Source organism: Arthrobacter zhaoxinii, assembly GCF_025244925.1.
In the GTDB taxonomy this organism is placed as follows: Bacteria; Actinomycetota; Actinomycetes; order Actinomycetales; family Micrococcaceae; genus Arthrobacter_B; species Arthrobacter_B zhaoxinii.
This window is the reverse complement of record NZ_CP104275.1, coordinates 77,785-96,451: the sequence shown is the minus strand read 5'-3', so window position 1 is coordinate 96,451 and position 18,667 is coordinate 77,785. Positions and strand designations below refer to the sequence as shown.

The 18,667-nt window shown below is 68.0% G+C and carries 20 protein-coding genes; 4 read left to right on the top strand and 16 right to left on the bottom strand.

Translation table 11 applies throughout. From position 1 onward, the window contains the following. From folK to dacB, 9 genes are all read right to left on the bottom strand, one after another. Positions 1–492, bottom strand: coding sequence for a 2-amino-4-hydroxy-6-hydroxymethyldihydropteridine diphosphokinase (gene folK / locus N2K95_RS00465; protein WP_255791396.1), 492 nt, complete (start codon positions 490–492; stop codon positions 1–3). After that, positions 489–899, bottom strand: coding sequence for a dihydroneopterin aldolase (gene folB / locus N2K95_RS00460; RefSeq protein WP_255791395.1), 411 nt, complete (start codon positions 897–899; stop codon positions 489–491). The genes folK and folB overlap by 4 nt, the downstream gene beginning before the upstream one ends. 4 nt (positions 900–903) lie before the next feature. Continuing rightward, the gene (gene folP / locus N2K95_RS00455; RefSeq protein ID WP_260652455.1) at positions 904–1,809 is read right to left on the bottom strand and encodes a dihydropteroate synthase; all 906 of its coding nucleotides are present in this window, start codon (positions 1,807–1,809) and stop codon (positions 904–906) included. Between the two features lie 7 nt (positions 1,810–1,816). Continuing rightward, positions 1,817–2,431: a GTP cyclohydrolase I FolE gene (gene folE, locus N2K95_RS00450; RefSeq protein WP_255791393.1), complete on the bottom strand. Its 615-nt coding sequence runs from the start codon at positions 2,429–2,431 to the stop codon at positions 1,817–1,819. A gap of 73 nt (positions 2,432–2,504) precedes the next feature. Next, positions 2,505–4,595 carry an ATP-dependent zinc metalloprotease FtsH gene (gene ftsH / locus N2K95_RS00445; protein WP_260652453.1) on the bottom strand — a complete coding sequence of 697 codons (2,091 nt, stop codon included), beginning with the start codon at positions 4,593–4,595 and terminating at the stop codon, positions 2,505–2,507. A 189-nt stretch (positions 4,596–4,784) separates the two neighbouring features. Next, positions 4,785–5,336, bottom strand: coding sequence for a hypoxanthine phosphoribosyltransferase (gene hpt, locus N2K95_RS00440; protein ID WP_227912540.1), 552 nt, complete (start codon positions 5,334–5,336; stop codon positions 4,785–4,787). 37 nt (positions 5,337–5,373) lie between these two features. After that, positions 5,374–6,513 (bottom strand): tRNA lysidine(34) synthetase TilS, encoded by a 1,140-nt coding sequence (tilS, locus tag N2K95_RS00435; protein WP_407080103.1) that lies wholly within the window; start codon positions 6,511–6,513, stop codon positions 5,374–5,376. A gap of 6 nt (positions 6,514–6,519) precedes the next feature. Continuing rightward, entirely contained in the window at positions 6,520–7,701 is a 1,182-nt protein-coding gene (locus N2K95_RS00430; protein WP_260652451.1) for a zinc-dependent metalloprotease, read from the bottom strand. Between the two features lie 81 nt (positions 7,702–7,782). Then, entirely contained in the window at positions 7,783–9,210 is a 1,428-nt protein-coding gene (dacB, locus tag N2K95_RS00425) for a D-alanyl-D-alanine carboxypeptidase/D-alanyl-D-alanine endopeptidase (RefSeq protein WP_260652450.1), read from the bottom strand. 218 nt (positions 9,211–9,428) lie between these two features. Here dacB and N2K95_RS00420 point away from each other — a divergent pair, with 218 nt between their 5' ends. Then, a complete protein-coding gene (locus tag N2K95_RS00420) occupies positions 9,429–9,974 on the top strand; it encodes an inorganic diphosphatase (protein ID WP_260653676.1) in 546 nt (181 codons plus the stop codon). Between the two features lie 84 nt (positions 9,975–10,058). Here N2K95_RS00420 and N2K95_RS00415 read toward each other — a convergent pair whose 3' ends face one another. Then, entirely contained in the window at positions 10,059–10,274 is a 216-nt protein-coding gene (locus tag N2K95_RS00415) for a hypothetical protein (protein WP_260652449.1), read from the bottom strand. 84 nt (positions 10,275–10,358) lie between these two features. On the opposite strand from N2K95_RS00415, the gene N2K95_RS00410 reads away from it, so the two are divergent. Next, a complete protein-coding gene (locus N2K95_RS00410; RefSeq protein ID WP_260652448.1) occupies positions 10,359–10,994 on the top strand; it encodes a hypothetical protein in 636 nt (211 codons plus the stop codon). A 1-nt stretch (position 10,995) separates the two neighbouring features. On the opposite strand, the gene N2K95_RS00405 is transcribed toward N2K95_RS00410, so the two are convergent. Together N2K95_RS00405 and serS are read right to left on the bottom strand one after the other, a co-directional pair. Further along, positions 10,996–11,844 carry an HAD family hydrolase gene (locus N2K95_RS00405; protein ID WP_260652447.1) on the bottom strand — a complete coding sequence of 283 codons (849 nt, stop codon included), beginning with the start codon at positions 11,842–11,844 and terminating at the stop codon, positions 10,996–10,998. Between the two features lie 120 nt (positions 11,845–11,964). Next, entirely contained in the window at positions 11,965–13,239 is a 1,275-nt protein-coding gene (gene serS, locus N2K95_RS00400; RefSeq protein WP_260652446.1) for a serine--tRNA ligase, read from the bottom strand. A 67-nt stretch (positions 13,240–13,306) separates the two neighbouring features. Between serS and N2K95_RS00395 the strand changes: the two genes are divergently transcribed. After that, the gene (locus N2K95_RS00395; protein ID WP_260652445.1) at positions 13,307–14,380 is read left to right on the top strand and encodes a diacylglycerol/lipid kinase family protein; all 1,074 of its coding nucleotides are present in this window, start codon (positions 13,307–13,309) and stop codon (positions 14,378–14,380) included. Between the two features lie 48 nt (positions 14,381–14,428). Here the strand turns inward: N2K95_RS00395 and N2K95_RS00390 are convergent, their stop codons facing one another. The 4 genes from N2K95_RS00390 to N2K95_RS00375 form a co-directional block, all read right to left on the bottom strand. Beyond that, entirely contained in the window at positions 14,429–14,695 is a 267-nt protein-coding gene (locus tag N2K95_RS00390; protein WP_255791384.1) for a hypothetical protein, read from the bottom strand. 94 nt (positions 14,696–14,789) lie between these two features. Continuing rightward, a complete protein-coding gene (locus tag N2K95_RS00385; protein ID WP_260652444.1) occupies positions 14,790–15,764 on the bottom strand; it encodes a DNA topoisomerase IB in 975 nt (324 codons plus the stop codon). Positions 15,765–15,814: 50 nt separating this feature from the next. Next, positions 15,815–16,792 (bottom strand): prephenate dehydratase, encoded by a 978-nt coding sequence (gene pheA, locus N2K95_RS00380; protein ID WP_260652443.1) that lies wholly within the window; start codon positions 16,790–16,792, stop codon positions 15,815–15,817. Beyond that, positions 16,789–17,115 carry a rhodanese-like domain-containing protein gene (locus tag N2K95_RS00375; protein WP_260652442.1) on the bottom strand — a complete coding sequence of 109 codons (327 nt, stop codon included), beginning with the start codon at positions 17,113–17,115 and terminating at the stop codon, positions 16,789–16,791. Before N2K95_RS00375 ends, pheA begins: the two co-directional genes overlap by 4 nt. A 148-nt stretch (positions 17,116–17,263) precedes the next feature. Here N2K95_RS00375 and N2K95_RS00370 point away from each other — a divergent pair, with 148 nt between their 5' ends. After that, complete coding sequence (locus tag N2K95_RS00370; protein WP_260652441.1) at positions 17,264–18,664, top strand: amidase; 1,401 nt, start codon at positions 17,264–17,266, stop codon at positions 18,662–18,664. Positions 18,665–18,667: the final 3 nt, after the last annotated feature.

The following is an 18,667-nucleotide window of genomic DNA, read 5'->3' as shown; positions in this document are numbered from 1 at the left end:
TCATTCTCCTTCGAAGACTTCGAGTCCGGGAAGGTCCTCGGCGCGGGCAGCGAGGTCGGCCACGGGCTCCGAACCCAGGCGCGCGTCCGGTTCCATCCAGGCCCAGGGCTGCAGGACGAACGCCCGTTCCGCTGCACGGGGGTGCGGAATGGTGAGGTCCTCATCGTCCAGGCGCAGATCGCCGTAGGTGATGATGTCGACGTCGAGGGTCCGCGGCCCCCAGCGGACAATGCGTTCGCGGTGGTGCCGGGCTTCGACTGCCTGGCAGTGCGCCAGCAGGGCGTGCGGTTCCAGGTCGGTTTCGATCGCCACCACCAGGTTAAGGTAGTCGGGCTGCTCGGGTCCGCCGACCGGACGGGTGCGGACCACGGGGGAAACCGCGCTCAGCCGCACCTGCGGATGGTCGGCCAGGTCAGCTACCGCCGTGGAGAGGGTGTCCCGGCTTTCGCCCAGGTTGCTCCCGAGGGCAAGGATGGAATGCACGGCGCTCATGCACGCTCCCGGTGGATGGTGACTGCTACGTCGCCGAATTCCACCGTGATCGGCGCTTTCGGCTTGTGCACCGTGACCTCCACGGCGCCCAGGACGGAAAAGCCGGCCAGGACGGCGTCGGCAATCCGGCCCGCCAGCGCTTCGATAAGGTTCAGCGGTTCGCCGGTGATGACCTGCACCACCTGCTCGGCCACTTCGCCGTAATGCGCGGTCAGTGTCAGGTCATCCGTGGCCGCCGCCGGGCCCAGATCGGTGTAGAGGACCAGGTCCACGATGAAGGGCTGGCCGTCCCGGCGTTCCTCGGGGAAAACGCCGTGGAAACCCGTGGCAGTGATGCCGGTCAGGGTGATCCGGTCCCGCTGCGCTGCCCCGCCGGGGGCTGTGCCGGAAACCAAGGAACTCAGCATCTGCCTACCCTTTCCAGGCTGCGGTGACTTTGACGGCATCGAGGCTGGCCGGGACGTTGTGCACGCGGACCGCCCAGACGCCGGCCGCTGCCGCCAGTGCGGACACGGCGGCGGTTGCGTTGTCCCGTTCCAGCGGCTGGGCCGCCTTCCCGTAGCTGGTGAGGAGGGATCCGAGGAAGCGCTTGCGGGATGCCCCGACAAGCACGCGGTGGCCCAGGGCGCCGAGGCGGTCGAGTCCGCGCAGCAGCTCCCAGTTCTGTTCGGCATCCTTGGAGAAGCCCAGCCCCGGATCAAGGATGATCTGTTCCGGGGCGACGCCGGCAGCGTAGAACCGGTCGCGGATCTTCACCAGTTCCGCGGCCACTTCTTCGACGACGTCGGCGTAGCTGGCATTGGGGTCATTGCTGCGGACGTTGCCGCGGCTGTGCATCAGGATGTAGGAGACGCCCGTACGTGCAACGAGGCCGGGCATGTCCGGATCGGTTTCCGTGCCGGAGACGTCGTTGATGACCGCGGCGCCGGCGGCAATGGCCTTTTCCGCCGTGGCTGCGTTCATGGTGTCAATGCTGACCAGGGCGCCGGCGCGGACCATCGCCTCAACCACGGGCAGGACCCGTGCCTGTTCCTCCTCCGGGGAGATCCGCACGGAGTCGGGCCGCGTGGACTCGCCGCCGACGTCGATGATGTCCGCACCTTCGTAGTGCATCTTCAGGCCCGCGCGGATAGCCGCATCGGTGTCTGCGAACTGCCCGCCGTCGCTGAAGGAATCGGGCGTGACGTTGAGGACGCCCATAACCAGGGTGCGGTCGGCGGGAAGGTCGGAGAGCCTGCGTGCCCTGCGGGACGGGCGCACCACCGGAAGCGGTGACGTTGCCGGTCCGGTGCCGGGTGCGGCAGCGAGTGAATCCATGGTGGTCCTATCGTCCGAGTATCAGGCTCATTGCTTCTGCGCGGGTCGCGGTCTCGCGTAGCTGGCCGCGGACCGCCGAGGTCACGGTCTTGGCGCCCGGCTTGCGGACCCCGCGCATCGACATGCACAGGTGCTCGCATTCAATTACAACTATGGCACCGCGGGGGGAAAGATTCGTCATCAGGGCGTCCACGATCTGCGTGGTCAGCCGTTCCTGCACCTGGGGCCTGCGGGCGTAGACGTCCACCAGCCGGGCGAGCTTCGACAGGCCGGTTACCTTCCCCTCGTGGGAGGGGATGTAGCCAATGTGCGCGCTGCCGTGGAACGGCACCAGATGGTGTTCGCAGGTGGAGTAGAAGGGAATGTCCTTCACCAGGACCATTTCCTCGTGGTCCAAGTCGAAGGTGGTGGCCAGCAGGTCCGAGGGGCTCTGGTGCAACCCGGCAAAGATCTCCGTGTAGGACTTGGCCACCCGGCCGGGGGTTTCCTTTAAACCGTCACGGTCCGGGTCCTCCCCGATAGCGAGGAGGATCTCCCGGACCGCACGTTCAATCCTTGGCTGATCCACCGGTGAATCCGCTGCTGCGGCGCGGGTCAATAGGTCGTCATCGAAATCCGTCACTGGTCGATCCTACCGCGCCGGGACTTTGTTCCCCGGCTGCAGCGGGCGGCCGTCCGGGCCGCCCGCTGCCTGCCTACGCCTCGGGCGCCGTGTTGCCGCTGCCGGACGTTCCGTTCCGGCCGGGGGAGGTGCCGTTCCCGCTGCTTTGGGGCAGCCCGTTGCCGGAAACGTCGAAGTCCTTCGGCAGGTCGGCGTCGGCAATCTGGTCCTGGGGAGCAACCGAGGCCGGATCCGGTGCACCGATTTCCTTTGCCTCGCGCCGTTCCTTCCGGGACACCACGGGCGGCATGCTGTGGACCGGTCGGGTGGGCTTGGACAGCCACACCTCCCGGACGTCGCGCTTGCGCACGTCCGAGAAGACTTCGGCGATCTCGGCCTGGTTCAGCGTTTCGCGTTCCAGCAGCTCCAGGGCCAGCCGGTCCAGGACATCGCGGTTTTCGGTGAGGATCTGGTACGCCTCGTCATGCGCGTTGTCCAGCAGGCGGCGGACTTCCTCATCAACCACGTAGGCCACCTGGTCGGAGTAGTTGCGTTCCTGGCTCATGTCGCGGCCCAGGAACGGCTCGCCGCCGCCCGAGCCGAGCTTGACCGAACCGATCCGCTCGCTCATGCCGTACTGGGTGACCATCTTGCGGGCCGTGGACGTGGCCTTTTCGATGTCGTTCGAGGCACCGGTCGACGGGTCGTGGAACACGATCTCCTCGGCAACGCGGCCGCCCATGGCGTAGGCCAGCTGGTCCAGCAGTTCGTTGCGGGTGATGGAGTACTTGTCATCCTGCGGCAGGACCATGGTGTAGCCCAGGGCGCGGCCGCGCGGCAGGATGGTCACCTTGGTGACCGGGTCCGTGTTCCGCAGGGCGGCAGCCACGAGGGCGTGTCCGCCTTCGTGGTAGGCGGTGATCTTGCGTTCGAGTTCCTTCATAACGCGGCTGCGCTTCTGCGGGCCGGCGATCACGCGGTCGATGGCTTCGTCCAGGGCGCGGTCGTCAATCAGGTCAGCATTGGAACGCGCGGTCAGCAGCGCTGCTTCGTTGAGCACGTTGGCGAGGTCCGCACCGGTGAAGCCCGGAGTCTTGCGGGCCACGGTCTCGAGGTCGACGCCGGGTGCCATCGGCTTGCCCTTGGCGTGGACCTGGAGGATGTGCAGGCGGCCCTGCATGTCGGGGGCTTCCACGCCGATCTGGCGGTCGAAGCGGCCCGGACGCAGCAGTGCCGGGTCCAGGACGTCGGGCCGATTGGTGGCGGCAATCAGGATGACGTTGGTGTTGCCGTCAAAGCCGTCCATTTCCACCAGCAGCTGGTTCAGCGTCTGCTCGCGTTCGTCGTTGCCGCCGCCCACGCCGGCACCGCGGTGGCGGCCGACGGCGTCGATCTCGTCCACGAAGATGATGGCCGGGGAATTGGCCTTGGCCTGCTCGAAGAGGTCGCGGACGCGGGAGGCGCCCACGCCGACGAACATTTCCACGAAGTCCGAACCGGAGATGGAGTAGAACGGCACGCCGGCCTCGCCGGCAACGGCGCGGGCCAGCAGGGTCTTGCCGGTGCCGGGAGGGCCGTACAGCAGCACACCCTTGGGGATCTTGGCGCCGACGGCCTGGAACTTGCCCGGGTCCTGCAGGAATTCCTTGATTTCGTGGAGCTCCTCGACGGCCTCGTCCGCGCCGGCGACGTCGTCGAAGGTGACCTGCGGCATGTCCTTGTTGGTCAGCTTGGCCTTGGACTTGCCGAACTTCATGACCTGCGAGCCGCCGCCCTGCATGCGGGACATGAGGAACCAGAAGATCAGGCCGATGATGATGAACGGCAGGAACAGTCCCAGGAAGCTGGTGAACCAGTTGGTCTGAACCGGCTGGTCCGTGTAGTTGGCCCCGGAATCGTTAACCGCCTGGACGATTTCCTCGCCGCGCGCCGTGCTGAAGTAGAACTGCACGTCGCTGGTGCCCTGATCCTTGGCGGCATTGCCTTCCAGGGTCAGGTCGACCCGCTGCTCGCCGTCGTAAATCTTGGCCTGGGTTACATCGGAGCCGTTAAGCAGCTCCAGGCCTTCCTTGGTGTCCACCTGCTTGGCGCCGCTGACGGAAAGGCTCGGGACAAGGATCAAAAGGGCGGCCACTGCCAGCGCAATCCAAATGAGCGGGCCCTTGAAGAAGTTCTTGGATTTCATTCGTCGTCAGGGCTATCTGCCCCGTCCCTCCTGGTCAACAACGCTGGTGTGCGCGGAATTTACCTACTAGCTATACACGGTTCCCCAGAAGAACACGGTCCGGGGAGGGGATTAGTTCCCTCAGGGCGTAGAGCGTGGCGTTCATGACGGTCCCCGCATAGGGGACGGGGAGGAACGGGGCCGGAACTGTTATTCGTAAACGTGCGGCGCCAGGGTGCCGATGAAGTCCAGGTTGCGGTAACGCTCGGCAAAGTCCAGGCCGAAGCCGACCACGAACTCGTTGGGGATTTCGTAACCGACGTACTTAACGTCGATTTCCACCTTGGCGGCATCGGGTTTGCGCAGCAGGGTGCAGATTTCCACGCTGGCCGGGCCGCGGGATTCCAAGTTGGTGCGCAGCCAGGAAAGCGTCAGGCCGGAATCGATAATGTCCTCGACAATGAGCACGTGCTTGCCCAGGAGGTCCGTCTCAAGGTCCTTGAGGATACGGACGACGCCGGAAGACTGCGTGCCGGAGCCGTAGGAGGACACCGCCATCCAGTCCATGGTGACGTGGCTGTGCAGGGCGCGGGACAGGTCGGCCATCACCATGACGGCACCCTTGAGCACCCCGACCAGCAGGACGTCGCGGCCGGCGTAGTCGCGGTCAATTTCGGCCGCCAGTTCCGTGATCCGGGTTTGGATCTGTTCCTTGGTGTAGAGAACGTGCTTGAGATCTGACTGGACGTCGTGTGAATCCACGAATGACTCCCGGGTGCGAAGTGTTGCAGCTTGGATGTTAGGTGCTGCTCTTTTTCCTAAAAACAAGATTGCCATAGCTTGCGGCACCGTGGTGAACGGATTTGGCGCGCGGCTGGCGGTACACGCTGACTTTCCCCACCAGCTGGACCGGTCCTGCGGACCCGGTGCGCCGCAGCAGCGACTGGACCGCAGCGAGGCGTTCGTAGCTTGGCTGCGCCCCGCCCAGGGCGAGTGCCGCGAGGGCCAGGACCCGCTGGCGGACGGCGGGGGCAAGCTCCCGCAGCTGCGCTTCCGGCAGCAGCAGCTCTTCGGAATCCGGGGCGCTGCCAGCCGGTGCGGCTGCCCGAAGTTCCTCGAAGGCCTGCGCTGCCACGGCGTCCAGATAGTCGGCATCGGCGGAGAGGATACGTGAGGAACGGAACAGTGCTTCGGCGATGCCGGGGCCCAGCTTGTCCTCCAGGAACGGCAGCACCTCGGTGCGGACCCGGGACCGGGCGTAGGCCGGATCCCGGTTGCTGGGATCGTGCCAGGGCTCCAGTGCGGCGTGCGCGCAGATCTCCAGCGTCTGTTCCCGGCGCAGGCTCAGGAACGGTCGCAGGTATTTGCCGCGGACGGCGGGCATGCCGGCCAGGGAGCGGGTGCCGGAACCACGCATCAGGCCCAGCAGGACCTGCTCGGCCTGGTCATCGAGGGTGTGCCCCAGCAGGACGGCGTCGGCTTCCAGTTCCTCCACTGCGGCGTCCAGCGCCGCGTAGCGGACGGTCCGTGCGGCAGCTTCCGGGCCCATACCGGACTCCGGCACCGAGACCTGCCGGACGAGGACGGGATCCAGTCCCATCTGTTCCAGCTTGTCCCGCGCAGAGGCGGCCACCTCGGCGCTGCCCGGCTGCAGGCGATGGTCCACCACGACGGCACCCACCCGGTAGTCTCCGCGCCGGGAGAAGAACGAGGCCGCGAGGGCCAGGGCCAGGGAGTCGGGGCCGCCGCTGCAGGCCACCAGGATCAGGGGCGGAGTGTCCCCGCCCGGAACCAGGCCGGCGTCGCGCAGGGTGTCCCGGATGCTGTTGCGTGCGTCGCCCAGCGTGGGAAGGAGCCGTTTGCGTACCCGCGGGGCGGGGCGGGAGGTGCGGTCTGCCGCAGGGTTGGAGCTTGGGTTGTTCGGGTTTTCGTCGAGCACGTTCGGTTACAGTCCCATCCGGGTAATCCATAGGTCCGCGGAGTGGATCTCCGCTTCGGTCGGGAGGTTTTCGGGGCGTTCCCACACCCGGTTGAATCCCTCCATGCCCACCTGGTCCGTGACGGCGCGGACAAAGCGGGCGCCGTCGCTGTACTGGCGCATCTTGGCGTCCAGACCCATGATCTGGCGGAAGAACCGGTCAATCCAGCCGCGCTTGGCGCCGCGGTTGTTGAACCGCTGCCGGATGGTTTTGACGCTGGGCACAATGCTCGCGTCCACGGCGTCCATCACCACGTTGGCATGGCCCTCAAGGAGCGACATAACGGCGGTCAGGTGGGAGAGGCGCTCCTTGTCCTCGGGATCCTGCAGCAGGGACAGCAGGTCCACGGACTTGGTCGGCACGCCGTTTTCGTCCAGGCCGCCCTTGGGTGCTTTCAGCGCCTTTACGGCGGAGCCCAGCCGCTCGGAGATGGTCTGCGCCTTGTCCATCATGCCGTTGGAGAGCTGGCTGATCTGCTCCAGCATGTGCCCGCGCAGCCACGGGGCGGCGGCAAACTGCACCCGGTGGGTCTGCTCGTGCAGGCAGACCCAGAGGCGGAAGTCGGCCGGTTCCACGTTCAGCTCACGTTCCAGCGTCACAATGTTCGGCGCCACGAGCAGCAGCCGTCCGCCGGGTTTGCCCACGCCGCCCAGGGCGGCAAAGGGATCATACTGGCCCAGCACCTTGCTGGACAGGAACGCCAGGATCGTTCCCAGCTGCGCCCCGGTCATGGTTCCGCCCAGCGCCGTGTTGGCGGCGGCCAGCTGTTCGGGCCGGGTATCGGCCAGGTGCTGCAGGGCCGGTCCCATCAGCACGGAGAAGCTCTGGGAGTTCGCGCGGGCCCAGGATGCGCGGTCCACAATCAGCACGTCCGAATCACGCAGGTCGCGGGCTGCTTCCAGACCGGTGATGCGGTGCACATGGGCCACTGAGGCGTCGGCGGCGGCACGCAGGCCCGCGACGGCATCGCGGATCTCGCGGGCGGACATCTTCGGTCCGGGCGCCACCATGGCCCCGGCCGTGGAAGCTGCCAGGTCCCAGTTCACCAGTGCCGGCGCTGCGCCGGCGGACGGGTGGACGTCACTGTTCTGCCCTGGGCCGGACGGCGCGGGGACAGGGCTGGGACGGTTTCGCTCGTTGCTCTCCATGGCTCCATTCGACCACATCGGGTTCCGGCGCCACACCACCCCGGGCCTTAGTGAGCTGCCGCCCGCCGGGTCCGTGCAGGGTTACCGGCACCCGCATCCGGCCAGCACCGCGGCGGCGGCGTCCACGGCGTCGCGTGCCTGCCGGGTGTTTCCATCCAGCCCGCCGGCAATGAAGGTGAAGGCAAGTACCCGGCCGTCCGCGTCGGTGGCGTATCCGCTCAGCGCGGTGACGGCCAGCAGGGTGCCTGTTTTGGCCCGCACAATGCCCGCGGCGGCGGAATCGGCGCTTTCGTCGTAGCGTCCGGCCAGCGTTCCGCTCAGCGCCGCGACGGGCAGGCCGCCCGCCACGGACCGCAGATCGGGGTCCGTACTGGCCAGCAGGATCTGCATCAGCGAGGTCAACTGCGCGGCGGACACGGAGGTTTCGCCGGACAGCCCGCTGGCGTCCCCCAGCACCATCGAGCCCGTGTCCACACCCAGGGCGGCCACCTCCGCCTCAACCGTCTCGATCCCCCCGGCAAAGGACGCCTCACGGCCCGCGGCGGCTGCACTGAGCCGGGCCAGCGCTTCGGCCAGGTAGTTGTCCGACTTCAGCAGCATGTACTCGACCTGTTCGGTCAGCGGCGCCGAACGGACTTCGGCCAGGGCAACGGCTCCGGCTGCCGCGGTGCCGCGCTCCACGGACGGGTCCACGTCGACGCCCCTGGCCGCCAGGGCCCCAGCAAGGGCGGCGCGGTAGGACTCCCCGGCGGACAGGGCGGCGTCGTCGACCCGGGGCCCCGGACCGGTGCCCTCCTGCTCCCAGGCCGAGCTCACTGCCAGGGCGTGGACCGGCGCAATCTCGCCCGCCTCGACGTCGGCCTGCCCCCAGGCGTCGGAGAGCGCCGGGCCGGTGAACAGCGAATCGTCCACCAGGACCTTAACCGGTCCGGCAGTCCCGTCGGCCGCAAGCGCCGCGGCGGTCTGCTCCGCGAGGGTGGCCAGTCCGGCACGGCCGGCCACCGAGTCCGGATCCGACGCTCCCGCGGTCAGCAGCACGTCTCCCCCGCCGCGCAGGACCACTGTTCCGGGGTCCTTGCCCGGCAGCGCAGTGGTGGGAAAGCGGGTGTCCCCGTCCATCGCCGACAGCGATGCGGCAGCGGTCAGGATCTTGAGGGTGGAAGCCGGGGCCAGCCCCGTGGAGCCGGCGCGCTCATAAAGCACGGTGCCGGTCAGCGCGTCCTGCACGACGGCGGAGATGGTGGCGCCGCCCTCCACGGCCAGCCTGGCATCCAGGAGCCGGGCCAGCTCGGCAGTGCCGGGCATCGGGTCTGTTGCCTGCGGGGCGGACACCGGTCCGTCCTCCGTGAGCTTTTCGGGCGGCTCCTGGTAGTCCGGGACAACTTCGGCACGCTGCAGCCGCTCACCGTCCAGGGACGCGGCGAGGGGCGGGACGACGTAGCAGGCCAGCGGAACCAGCAGCACTGCAAAGGCCAGCGCCAGCATCACAGCGGAGAACATCCGAGACATGTCCCACCGACTCTTTCACTCTCGCCGGCAAACCCGGCCAACGGGTCCTGTGCATCGAACACGGCACGGGACATATATCTTTAAGACTAGACCGATGCCGGCACCGTCCCGAACCTAACCGGACCCGGGACACGACCGCGCAAGATCCGTTATGCAGTCTTTCCAGTGGCTCCCCCTGCGGGCCACCCCAGTGAGGAGTCGCAATGCCTGAAAAGCCCCTGACGCTCGACGTCACCATCGAGATCCCCAAGGGATCCCGGGTCAAGTACGAAATCGACCACGAGACGCACCGCCTGCGCCTGGACCGGGTCCTGTTCACCGCCATGGCCTACCCCACCCACTACGGCTACTTCGAAAACACCCTGGGTGAGGACGGCGATCCGCTGGACGCCCTGGTGATGCTCCAGGACTTCGACCTGATGCCCGGCGTGCTGGTCGAATCCCGCCCCATCGGCGTGTTCAACATGGTGGACGACGGCGGCGGAGACGCCAAGGTCCTGTGCGTTCCGGTGGATCCGCGCTTCGACCACATCCAGGACCTCTCGGACGTGTCCGACTTCCTGCTGGATGAAATCAAGCACTTCTTCACCAAGTACAAGGATCTGGAGCCGGGCAAGTGGGTTGAAGCCGCTGACTGGGCCGGCCGCGAAGCTGCCGAAGCCGAGGTGTTGGCCTCCCTGGAGCGCTTCTCCGCACAAGGCGAAGGCCACGAAGACGACCAGGCCCAGGGCCGCGACGTCGACGCCAACCCCGTCAACAACTAAAGTTTTACGTCACGACGGCGGCCGGCTCCTGCGGGGGCCCGGCCGCCGTCGGCGTTTAACGCCCCCTTGCCGGCCCTTAGGCACTCAGTGGCCGCGGCGGGTCCTGCGCCGGGCCCAGGCACGCACATCCCCGGCGTGGGTCCGGGCCGGAAAGAGCGCCACAAATACGGCAGCCCCGAGCACAATCCAGCTGTGTGTCAGCCAGGCCGCCCACAGCCCCAGAAGGAGGACCCCTGCACTGAACAGCAGGGGAAGCAGCGGTCGGCGGTCCGGGCGTGGCACGTGCTCCTGGCTGGTCATGCGCCAGACTCTACCCGCAGCGGCGCCGGAGACGCGCCGCAACCGCAATCGGTTGTTTTCCCGGGGGTCTGACATGCTGGTGCCATGCATTTTGTGCTGACCATCAACCAACGGGATTCCCGCGACGTCGGGGACCTGGTGCCGGACCTGATCCGGTCCCTGCGGCATCTGCCTGCCGCGGTTCCCTTCCAGCGAACCATCGGTGATGAAGCCCAGGGGGTGCTGACGGATGCCGCTACTGCGGTTGAGGCGGCCCTCATCGCGGTGCGGAAGCGCCGCTGGCATGTAGGTGTGGGAGTCGGGGAATTGCAGGTTCCCCTTCCGGATGACCTCAAGGAGGTCCGGGGGTACGGGCTGGTCTATTCCCGGCGCGCAGTGGAGCGCGCCCAGCGCACCGGCGACCGGGTCCCGCTCGCCGTGGACGGGCCAGACGGGGAGCTGGCGGCCGAGGCTGAAGCGGTGCTGCGGCTGCTCGGCCTGATTGTGGCAGCCCGGACCGAGGCAGAGTGGAAGGTGCTGGACCTGATGACTCCCGGTGCGCGCGGGCAGCAGAAGTTTGTTGCCCAGGAGCTGGGGATCACCGCGCAGGCGGTGAGCAAGGCAGTGGTCCGGTCCCACTGGAGCGAGGAATGGGCCACCCGCCCCGCCGCTGCCCGGCTGCTGGGCCTGGTCTACGGTCCGGCGTCGCTGCCGCCCGCAGCGCTCCCCTACCGGGCGTGAGCTAGGCCGCGCCGTCCAGCACGCTGGCCAGGACACCCACGGCGCCGTCTTCATAGACCGTGCCGGTGACCTCGGAGGCTGCGGCCAGCACCTCGTCCGGCGCCTGCCCCATGGCCACGCCGCGGGCCGCCCAGTCCAGCATTTCAATGTCGTTCCGGCCGTCGCCCAGGGCGACGGTCAGTGTGGGATCAACCTCCAGCCGGCGCCGGACCTGCTCCAGCGCGCTGGCCTTGGTGACCCCCGAAGCAGCGATATCCAGCCAGGCGGTCCAGCCCACGGAATATGTCACGCCGTGCAGGCCGATTGCTTGCACGGCTGAGCCGAATTCCTCCGCCGTGCTGTCGGTGCTGAAGACCACGACGCGTACGGCCTGCGCGTCCAGCAGGGTTTCAAAGTCCACGGCAAGGGCTTCGGCACCGAAGCTGGCGTCCTGGAAACGTTCCGTGGACAGGAACCGTCCTTCGGCGTCTTCGAGGGCGAATTTGGCCGTCGGCAGCTTTGCCCGCAGCGCTGCCAGTGCCGGCTTGGGATCGAAGACCACACGGTCCAGCACTTCGTAGCCGTCTTCCAGGGAGGGATCCAGGCGCAGGGTCACGGCGCCGTTGGAGCAGACGCAGTATCCCGTGGTCAGTCCCAGGAGTTCGAGGATGGGCAGCGCGGCCCCGTAGGACCGGCCGGTGGCCACCACCAGATGGTGTCCTGCCTCGGCGGCGGCGCGTGCGGCGCTGCGTACGCCCGGGGACATGTGGCCGTCGTGGTCCACGAGGGTTCCGTCCACGTCCAGCGCTACGAGGTGCTGCTTGTCAGGTGTTTGCTGGTCTTCGATGCCAGCAGTACTCAAAGTTGTCATCGCTTTATCTAAACATCCTCCCCGGAAAGACGGTAGGACCGGTGCCGCAGGAATGCGGCGGACGGGAGATCCACGACGGCGGAACCCGGCAGGTCCCGCCGTCGTGCGTGCCTGCCGTCGCTAGAGGACCGGAAGGACTTCCAGTCCGCCCAGGTACGGCTGAAGGGCAGCGGGCACGTTTACCGAGCCGTCCGGGTTCTGGTGGTGCTCCAGGATGGCGACGATCCACCGGGTGGTGGCCAGGGTTCCGTTCAGGGTGGCGACCGCGCGGGTGCCCTTGCCCTCGGTCTGGCGTTCGCGGATGTTCAGGCGCCGGGCCTGGAAGGTGGTGCAGTTGGAGGTGGAGGTCAGCTCACGGTAGGCGTTCTGGGTGGGGACCCATGCCTCGCAGTCGAACTTCCGTGCGGCGGACATGCCCAGATCGCCTGCGGCGGTGTCGATGACCCGGTAGGGCAGCTCGACCTTGGCCAGCATTTCCTCTTCCCAGGCCAGCAGCCGGCGGTGCTCCTCGGCAGCGTCCTCCGGCCGGGTGTAGACGAACATTTCCACTTTGTTGAACTGGTGGACGCGGATGATGCCGCGCGTGTCCTTGCCGTGCGAGCCTGCTTCGCGGCGGTAGCAGGAAGACCAGCCGGCGTAGCGGACGGGACCGCCGTCGAGCTCGAGGATCTCGTCGGAGTGGTAACCGGCCAGCGGCACCTCGGACGTGCCGACCAGATACAGGTCATCTTCGGCCAGGCGGTAGATCTCGGCGTCGTGGGCCACGTCGAAGCCGGTGCCCTGCATCGTCTCCGGGCGGACCAGGGTGGGGGTGATCATCGGGACGAACCCGGCCTTCACGGCCTGGTCCATGGCCATGTTCAGCAGGGCCAGTTCCAGGCGGGCGCCGACGCCGCGCAGGAAGTAGAAACGGGAGCCGGAGACCTTGGCGCCGCGTTCCATGTCGATGGCGCCGAGCAGCTCGCCGATTTCCAGGTGGTCGCGGGGCGCAAAGCCCTCGGCCTCGAAGTCGCGGGGCTTGCCGACGGTCTTAATGACCTCGAAGTCGTCCTCGCCGCCGGTGGGAACGCCGTCGGAGATCAGGTTCGGAATCCGGCGCAGCAGCGCATCGGATTCGGCCTGGATGGCGTCAGCCTCGGCGCCGGCGGCCTTGACCGAGGCGGCCAGTTCCTTCACCTCGGCCAGGAGGGCCTGCTTCTCTTCGCCCTTCGCGGCGGCGACGCGCTTGCCGAAGGCATTCTGCTCGGCACGCAGGGTCTCGTAGCGGGTCCGGGCATCGCGGCGGGCAGCGTCGGCGGAAATGATCGCGTCCACAATGCTCTCGTCGGCCAGCCGGGCGCGCTGCGAGGCTCGGAATTTTTCAGGATTTTCGCGGAGCTCATTTACATCGATCACGTCTCAAGAGTACCGAAAACCCGCCGGGCCTTTGGTTTGCCGTGCGGCGGCTATTCTGAGAGGCATCATGCCCGTTGAAATTACGCTCATCCTGGTCCTCTGCGCCGCCCTGTTAGCCTCCGCGGCAACATGGGTTCTTATCGGTACCCGAGGACGGAGGCGGGCGGCTGCGGACGCGGCGGTCTTCGCCCCGCGGGGCGCGGCGCACCAGCGGGTCGCCATGGTCATCAACCCGGTCAAGGCACTGGCACCCGACGCCGAGGCGCTGCTGCGGACTTCCTGCGAGCTTGCAGGCTGGGATCCGCCGCTGATCCTGGAAACCACCGTGGACAGCCCCGGCTACCTCCAGGCACTGCAGGCCCTGGAGTCCGGGGCCGACGTCGTCCTCGCTGCGGGCGGCGACGGCACCATCCGCGAAGTCTCGCGGGCCGTGGCGCATTCCGGAGCCGCACTGGGACTGATCCCGCTGGGTACCGGCAACCTGCTGGCCCGGAACCTGGACATTTCCGTGGCGGACCTGGCCGGAAACATCCGCAATTCCCTGCACGGGGATGTGCGGCAGATCGATATGGCAACCATCCTGCTGGAGGATTCAGCCACCGGCCGCACCTCCCACAACGCATTCCTGGTGATGGGCGGGATCGGCCTGGATGCCCAGGTCATCGCAGCCACCCGGGATGAGCTGAAAAAGCGGGTGGGCTGGCTGGCCTACAGCGAAGCGGGCGTCCGCCTGCTGCCGGGGCGCAGGACCCGGATGACGGTCAGCCTGGATGACGGGCCGGCGGTGTCGCAGAAGGTCCACAGCGTGCTGGTGGCCAACACCGGCCGCCTGCCGGCAGGGATCGATTTCATTCCCGACGCCGTGGTGGATGACGGGCTGCTGGACGTCATCATCATGAGCCCGCGCAGCGTCCTGGGCTGGGCCTGGGTGGCCGGCAAGGTGATGACCCGCTACCCCAAGGACCTTCCGGTGATCCGGCACCACCGGGTCCGTAAAGTCACGGTTACCGTCGCGGAACCCACGCAGACCCAGCTCGACGGCGACCTCACCGGTCCCGCCACCGCCATCACGGTCGAGGTGGACACCGGCGCCCTGCTGGTCCGGGTGCCGCCCTCTCCCGTCCTGCCGCGCGGAACGTAGAACGGCCCCGCACCGGAGGGTGCGGGGCCGTTCCGGAGGGGGCAGGCGTTACTTGCCGTCCTGGGTGCCCTCGGAGTCGGTGTAGCCGCCTTCGCGGTCCTCGTCCGTCTTGGCGCCCTCGGCGGCGGTGTACTTGCCTTCGTCCTCATCGAGGGAGGAAGGGGAAGCCTGCTCGCGGATCAGCGCCTCTTCCTCGGCGAAGCGGATGTCGTTGCCCTGGTCGCCGACATCGCCGCGGTAGTTATCGTCATTGGTGGAGACACCGCTGGGCTTCGGGTCCTTGAGCTGCTCTTGTTCATTGGGGTACTCGCTCATGCCGGCACCTTCCTTCTGTGGTGGTTTTCCAGTGCGCCAATACTGCGCGCGCCTTCCCTCAGCATACTTATCGCCGGTGCCGGCGGAAACCCGCTTAATCCTCGAGCATGCTCCGCACCGCGGTCTCCGAGGCGGAGAATCCGGTGACCGGGATGACGTGGCCGTCAAAGAAGCGGTCCACCACGCGGGGGTCAATGTAGGACTTGCGGGCGATGGCCGGAGTGTTGCCCAGGTGGTCTGCGACGTCGCGGGCCGTGGCGGCCACGGCCTTCTGCTTCGCCCGGCTGGTGGTGGCCTCCGGTGCCAGCCGGGCCAGGGACATGGCAGCCACCACCGTGGCCTGCCAGGTGCGGAAGTCCTTGGCGCTGAACTCTCCACCCGTGACTTCCTTCAAAAAAGCGTTCAGCTGGGCGGCATCAACGCTGTGCCAGGCCCCGTCAGTGCCCAGATACGCCAGGGCTGTGTCCGCGTCCGGGCGCCGGAGCATGGGCTCGAGGGCGGCGGCAAGGTCTGCGTCCTTGATTGAGGTGTGCCATTCCTGCCCGCTCTTGCCGGGAAAGTCGAAGCGTACTTCCGTTCCGTCCAGATGTACGTGCTCGATGCGCAGGGTGGTGGTGCCGTAGGAGCCGTTGGCCTCCGCATACCGGGCGCCGCCGACCCGCAGCGCACCGGCGTCGACAATCCGCAGGGCAGCCGCCAGGGCCCGGTCCCCGCTGCATCCCTCGGAGCGCAGGTGCTTGGTGATGAGGCGGCGCGCTGCGGGCAGTGACTGCGCAAATGCCAGGGCGCGGTCGAATTTTTCCCGGTCCTTCATCTCGCGCCAGTGCGGATGGTAGATGTACTGCTTGCGGCCGGCGCCGTCGGTTCCCGTGGCCTGGATATGGCCGTTGGGATAGGGACTGATCCACACCTCGGTCCATGCAGGCGGTATCGCCAGCGAACGGATCCGGGCCAGCACCGCACGGTCGGCAATGACGTTGCCGCGGATGTCGCGGTAGCTGAAACCCTTGCCCCAGCGCCGCCGGGAGTACCCGGGGTGTTCACAGTTGCTTCGCCGAAGCCGAGCCATCGTCCGCACCTTTCGCCCGCTGCGGACCGGTTCCGCCGCGGCGTCTAGCCCTAGTATCCGTTCAGCAGGGATTCAAGCCAAATGTCGGCGGCGCGGAACGCCTCGTCGCTGGTGTGCCGGGATATTTCGGTCTCGCGGTGGTCCGCCCGCGGGTATGACCCCAGGAACCGCAGATCCGGGCTGATCCGGTGCAGGCCCTTCAGGGTGTCGGCCATCCGGGCATCGGCCACATGGCCGTCGGCGTCAATGCTGAAGAAGTAGTCGCCGAGGAACATCCCCGTGGGACGTGACTCGATCCGGCTGAGGTTCACTCCCCGCGAGGAGAACTGCTCGAGGATTTCCATCAGGGCGCCCGGGTGGTCCTCCGGCAGGGGAATCACCAGGGTGGTTTTGTCGGAACCGGTGGGTTCGGGCAGCAGCCCCGGCAGGCTGATCATCACGAAGCGGGTGACGGCGTCCCGGACATCGCCGATGTCCTCGGCGAGGACGTCCAGCCCGAGCCGCCGCGCCACCAGCGGGGCGCAGATCGCAGCGTCAAAGGACGGCTCCGCTTCGCTCAGTTCCACGGCCGCCGCCGCCGTGGAAGCCGCAGGGAGATATTCCGCCTCGGGAATATTCGCTGCGGCCCATTCCCGGCACTGCGCCCAGGCGTGCGTATGAGTGGAGACCGTGCGGATATCGGCCAGTGCCAGACCCGGGCGCACCGCCAGCACAAAGGTGATGGGCACCAGGACCTCGCGCAGGATCCGCAGCGGAGGTCCGGCGGACAGCGCATCGAGGGTGGCGCTGACGCCGCCCTCCACGGAGTTCTCGATCGGCACCACTGCAGCGGTGGCCCGCCCGGAGCGGACCATTTCCAGCGCGGAGTTCACGCTGGGTGCCGGAAGACGGACGGCGTCCTGCGCGCCCGGAATACTCAGCAGGGCCGCCTCCGTGAAAGTGCCCTCCGGGCCGAGGTAGGCATAAACCACGGTTTCCCCCAGCGGGCCGGGGTGGTGCGGGGCCTGGGTGTCGGCGGCGGAGGTCATTTAACGGTCGGTTCCTGCCCGTTGTCGGAAACCATGGGCTTGCCCGCCTCGAGCCAGGCACCCATGCCGCCGTTGACGTTGACGGCGGAGTAGCCGTTGGCCTCCAGCCACTGCGTGGCGCGGGCGCTGCGGCCGCCGGTGCGGCAGATGACGGCGAGGTCCTGGTCCGGGTCGAGCCCTTCGAGGGCATCGGGCAGCTGGTCGAGCGGAATATGGAGGGCGCCGTCGACGTGGCCGGCTTCCCATTCGTAGTCTTCCCGGACGTCGAGGATTTTCGCTCCCTCGGGAATGGTGTCTACGGTTACGCTCTGCATCTCGGTCATGGCTGCCCTCACTGTCGTACGGGGTGTCGCCCCGCACCGCAGTCCGGGCACGCCCGGGCCGCCGCAGGGGGCCGTTTTCTCCAGCCTATAGTGGGACGCGGTCCGAGAGAACAAACCTCCGGCACCCGCACGCACCGAAAGGCAGGCAATGCCCGCTCCCCACGAACTGACCGCAGTCGAGCTGCGGGACGCCCTGGCTTCCGGCGTCCTCGGCGCCGAGGAAGTCACTGTCCACTACCTGCGGCGCATTGAGGAACTCAATCCGGAGCTGGGTGCCTTCCTGACGCCGACGCCGGAACTCGCCGTCGCCGAGGCACGGGCGGCGGATGCGCGCAGGCTCCGGGGAGAGAAGCTGGGGGTGCTGCACGGGGTGCCGCTGGCACACAAGGACCTGACCGATGTTGCGGGGGTCCGCACCACCTTGGGCAGCACTGCCCTGGACCCGCGGGTCGCCGAGGAGGACGCGCCCCTGCCGGCCGTGCTGCGCCGGGCCGGGGCCATCAGCCTGGGCAAGACGCAGGTTCCGGAATTCGGACTCAGCAGTTACAGCGAGAACCGGGTGGGTCCGCCGGCGCGGAATCCCCGCGATCCGCGGCTCAGCCCCGGCGGCTCCTCGGGCGGCAGCGCAGCCGCTGTGGCCGCAGGCCTGATCCCCTTTGCGCCGGGCACCGACGGCGGCGGCTCCGTACGCATCCCGGCAGCCGCGACCGGCCTGGTGGGCCTCAAACCCAACCGCGGGAGGATCCCGGCCGGCTCGGCACAGCAGGACCTCGGACAGTTCGTGGTCGCCGGTCCGCTGGCCCGGACCGCAGCGGATGCGGCGCTGCTGCTCGATGCGATGGTCGACGAACCCAACTACCGCGCCACCAGCGCGGCACTGGTGCCCGGGACCTTCCTGGCCGCCGCACTGCGCGCCGAGGGCCGGTTCCGGATCGGAGTAAGCACCCGCTCGCCGTTCGAGTCCCGGCTGGATATCCAGCTTGATCCCGAAGCGGTGCAGGCGCTCGACGCAGGCATTGCGGCCCTGACGGGTGCCGGCCATGACCTGGCGGACGCGGACCTGATGTACGACGAGCGGTATCCGGACGCCTTCCAGGTGGTGTGGACGGCCGGGTTGGCCACCGCCGCCCTGCCGCTGGGCGGCGGAGAACGGCTGACCGATCTGGCGGCGGTGATGCGGCAGCGGGCGCTTCGGCGCAGCGCCGCGGACCTGGTGGCCGCCGTCGACGTCCTGCGGACCTTCGAGGCGGAGACCATCCGGCAATACAGCGCCTACGACATGATCCTGACCCCCACTCTCGGGATGACGCCGCGGCCCATCGGCTGGTACGGCAGCGGCCACGAGGCAGCTGAAGACCGCGCGGATGAGGATTATGCCCGTCAGTGCCGCTACTCCCCGTTCACGTCCATGGTGAATGTCTGCGGCCTTCCGGCCATTACCCTGCCGGTGCTGGACACGGAGGCAGGACTGCCGATGGGCGTACAGCTGATCGGGCGTCCGGGTGCGGAAGCGGATCTCCTGGCCGTGGCAGCGCAGCTTGGCTACTGACCG

What these genes read in the sequence shown, in the direction of transcription:
- folK (WP_255791396.1), bottom strand. Translation starts at nt 492, where the DNA reads ATGAGCGCCGTGCATTCCATCCTTGCCCTCGGGAGCAACCTGGGCGAA.
- folB (WP_255791395.1), bottom strand. Translation starts at nt 899, where the DNA reads ATGCTGAGTTCCTTGGTTTCCGGCACAGCCCCCGGCGGGGCAGCGCAG.
- folP (WP_260652455.1), bottom strand. Translation starts at nt 1,809, where the DNA reads ATGGATTCACTCGCTGCCGCACCCGGCACCGGACCGGCAACGTCACCG.
- ftsH (WP_260652453.1), bottom strand. Translation starts at nt 4,595, where the DNA reads ATGAAATCCAAGAACTTCTTCAAGGGCCCGCTCATTTGGATTGCGCTG.
- N2K95_RS00430 (WP_260652451.1), bottom strand. Translation starts at nt 7,701, where the DNA reads ATGGAGAGCAACGAGCGAAACCGTCCCAGCCCTGTCCCCGCGCCGTCC.
- dacB (WP_260652450.1), bottom strand. Translation starts at nt 9,210, where the DNA reads ATGTCTCGGATGTTCTCCGCTGTGATGCTGGCGCTGGCCTTTGCAGTG.
- N2K95_RS00415 (WP_260652449.1), bottom strand. Translation starts at nt 10,274, where the DNA reads ATGACCAGCCAGGAGCACGTGCCACGCCCGGACCGCCGACCGCTGCTT.
- N2K95_RS00410 (WP_260652448.1), top strand. Translation starts at nt 10,359, where the DNA reads ATGCATTTTGTGCTGACCATCAACCAACGGGATTCCCGCGACGTCGGG.
- N2K95_RS00405 (WP_260652447.1), bottom strand. Translation starts at nt 11,844, where the DNA reads ATGACAACTTTGAGTACTGCTGGCATCGAAGACCAGCAAACACCTGAC.
- N2K95_RS00395 (WP_260652445.1), top strand. Translation starts at nt 13,307, where the DNA reads ATGCCCGTTGAAATTACGCTCATCCTGGTCCTCTGCGCCGCCCTGTTA.
- N2K95_RS00390 (WP_255791384.1), bottom strand. Translation starts at nt 14,695, where the DNA reads ATGAGCGAGTACCCCAATGAACAAGAGCAGCTCAAGGACCCGAAGCCC.
- N2K95_RS00385 (WP_260652444.1), bottom strand. Translation starts at nt 15,764, where the DNA reads ATGGCTCGGCTTCGGCGAAGCAACTGTGAACACCCCGGGTACTCCCGG.
- pheA (WP_260652443.1), bottom strand. Translation starts at nt 16,792, where the DNA reads ATGACCTCCGCCGCCGACACCCAGGCCCCGCACCACCCCGGCCCGCTG.
- N2K95_RS00375 (WP_260652442.1), bottom strand. Translation starts at nt 17,115, where the DNA reads ATGACCGAGATGCAGAGCGTAACCGTAGACACCATTCCCGAGGGAGCG.
- N2K95_RS00370 (WP_260652441.1), top strand. Translation starts at nt 17,264, where the DNA reads ATGCCCGCTCCCCACGAACTGACCGCAGTCGAGCTGCGGGACGCCCTG.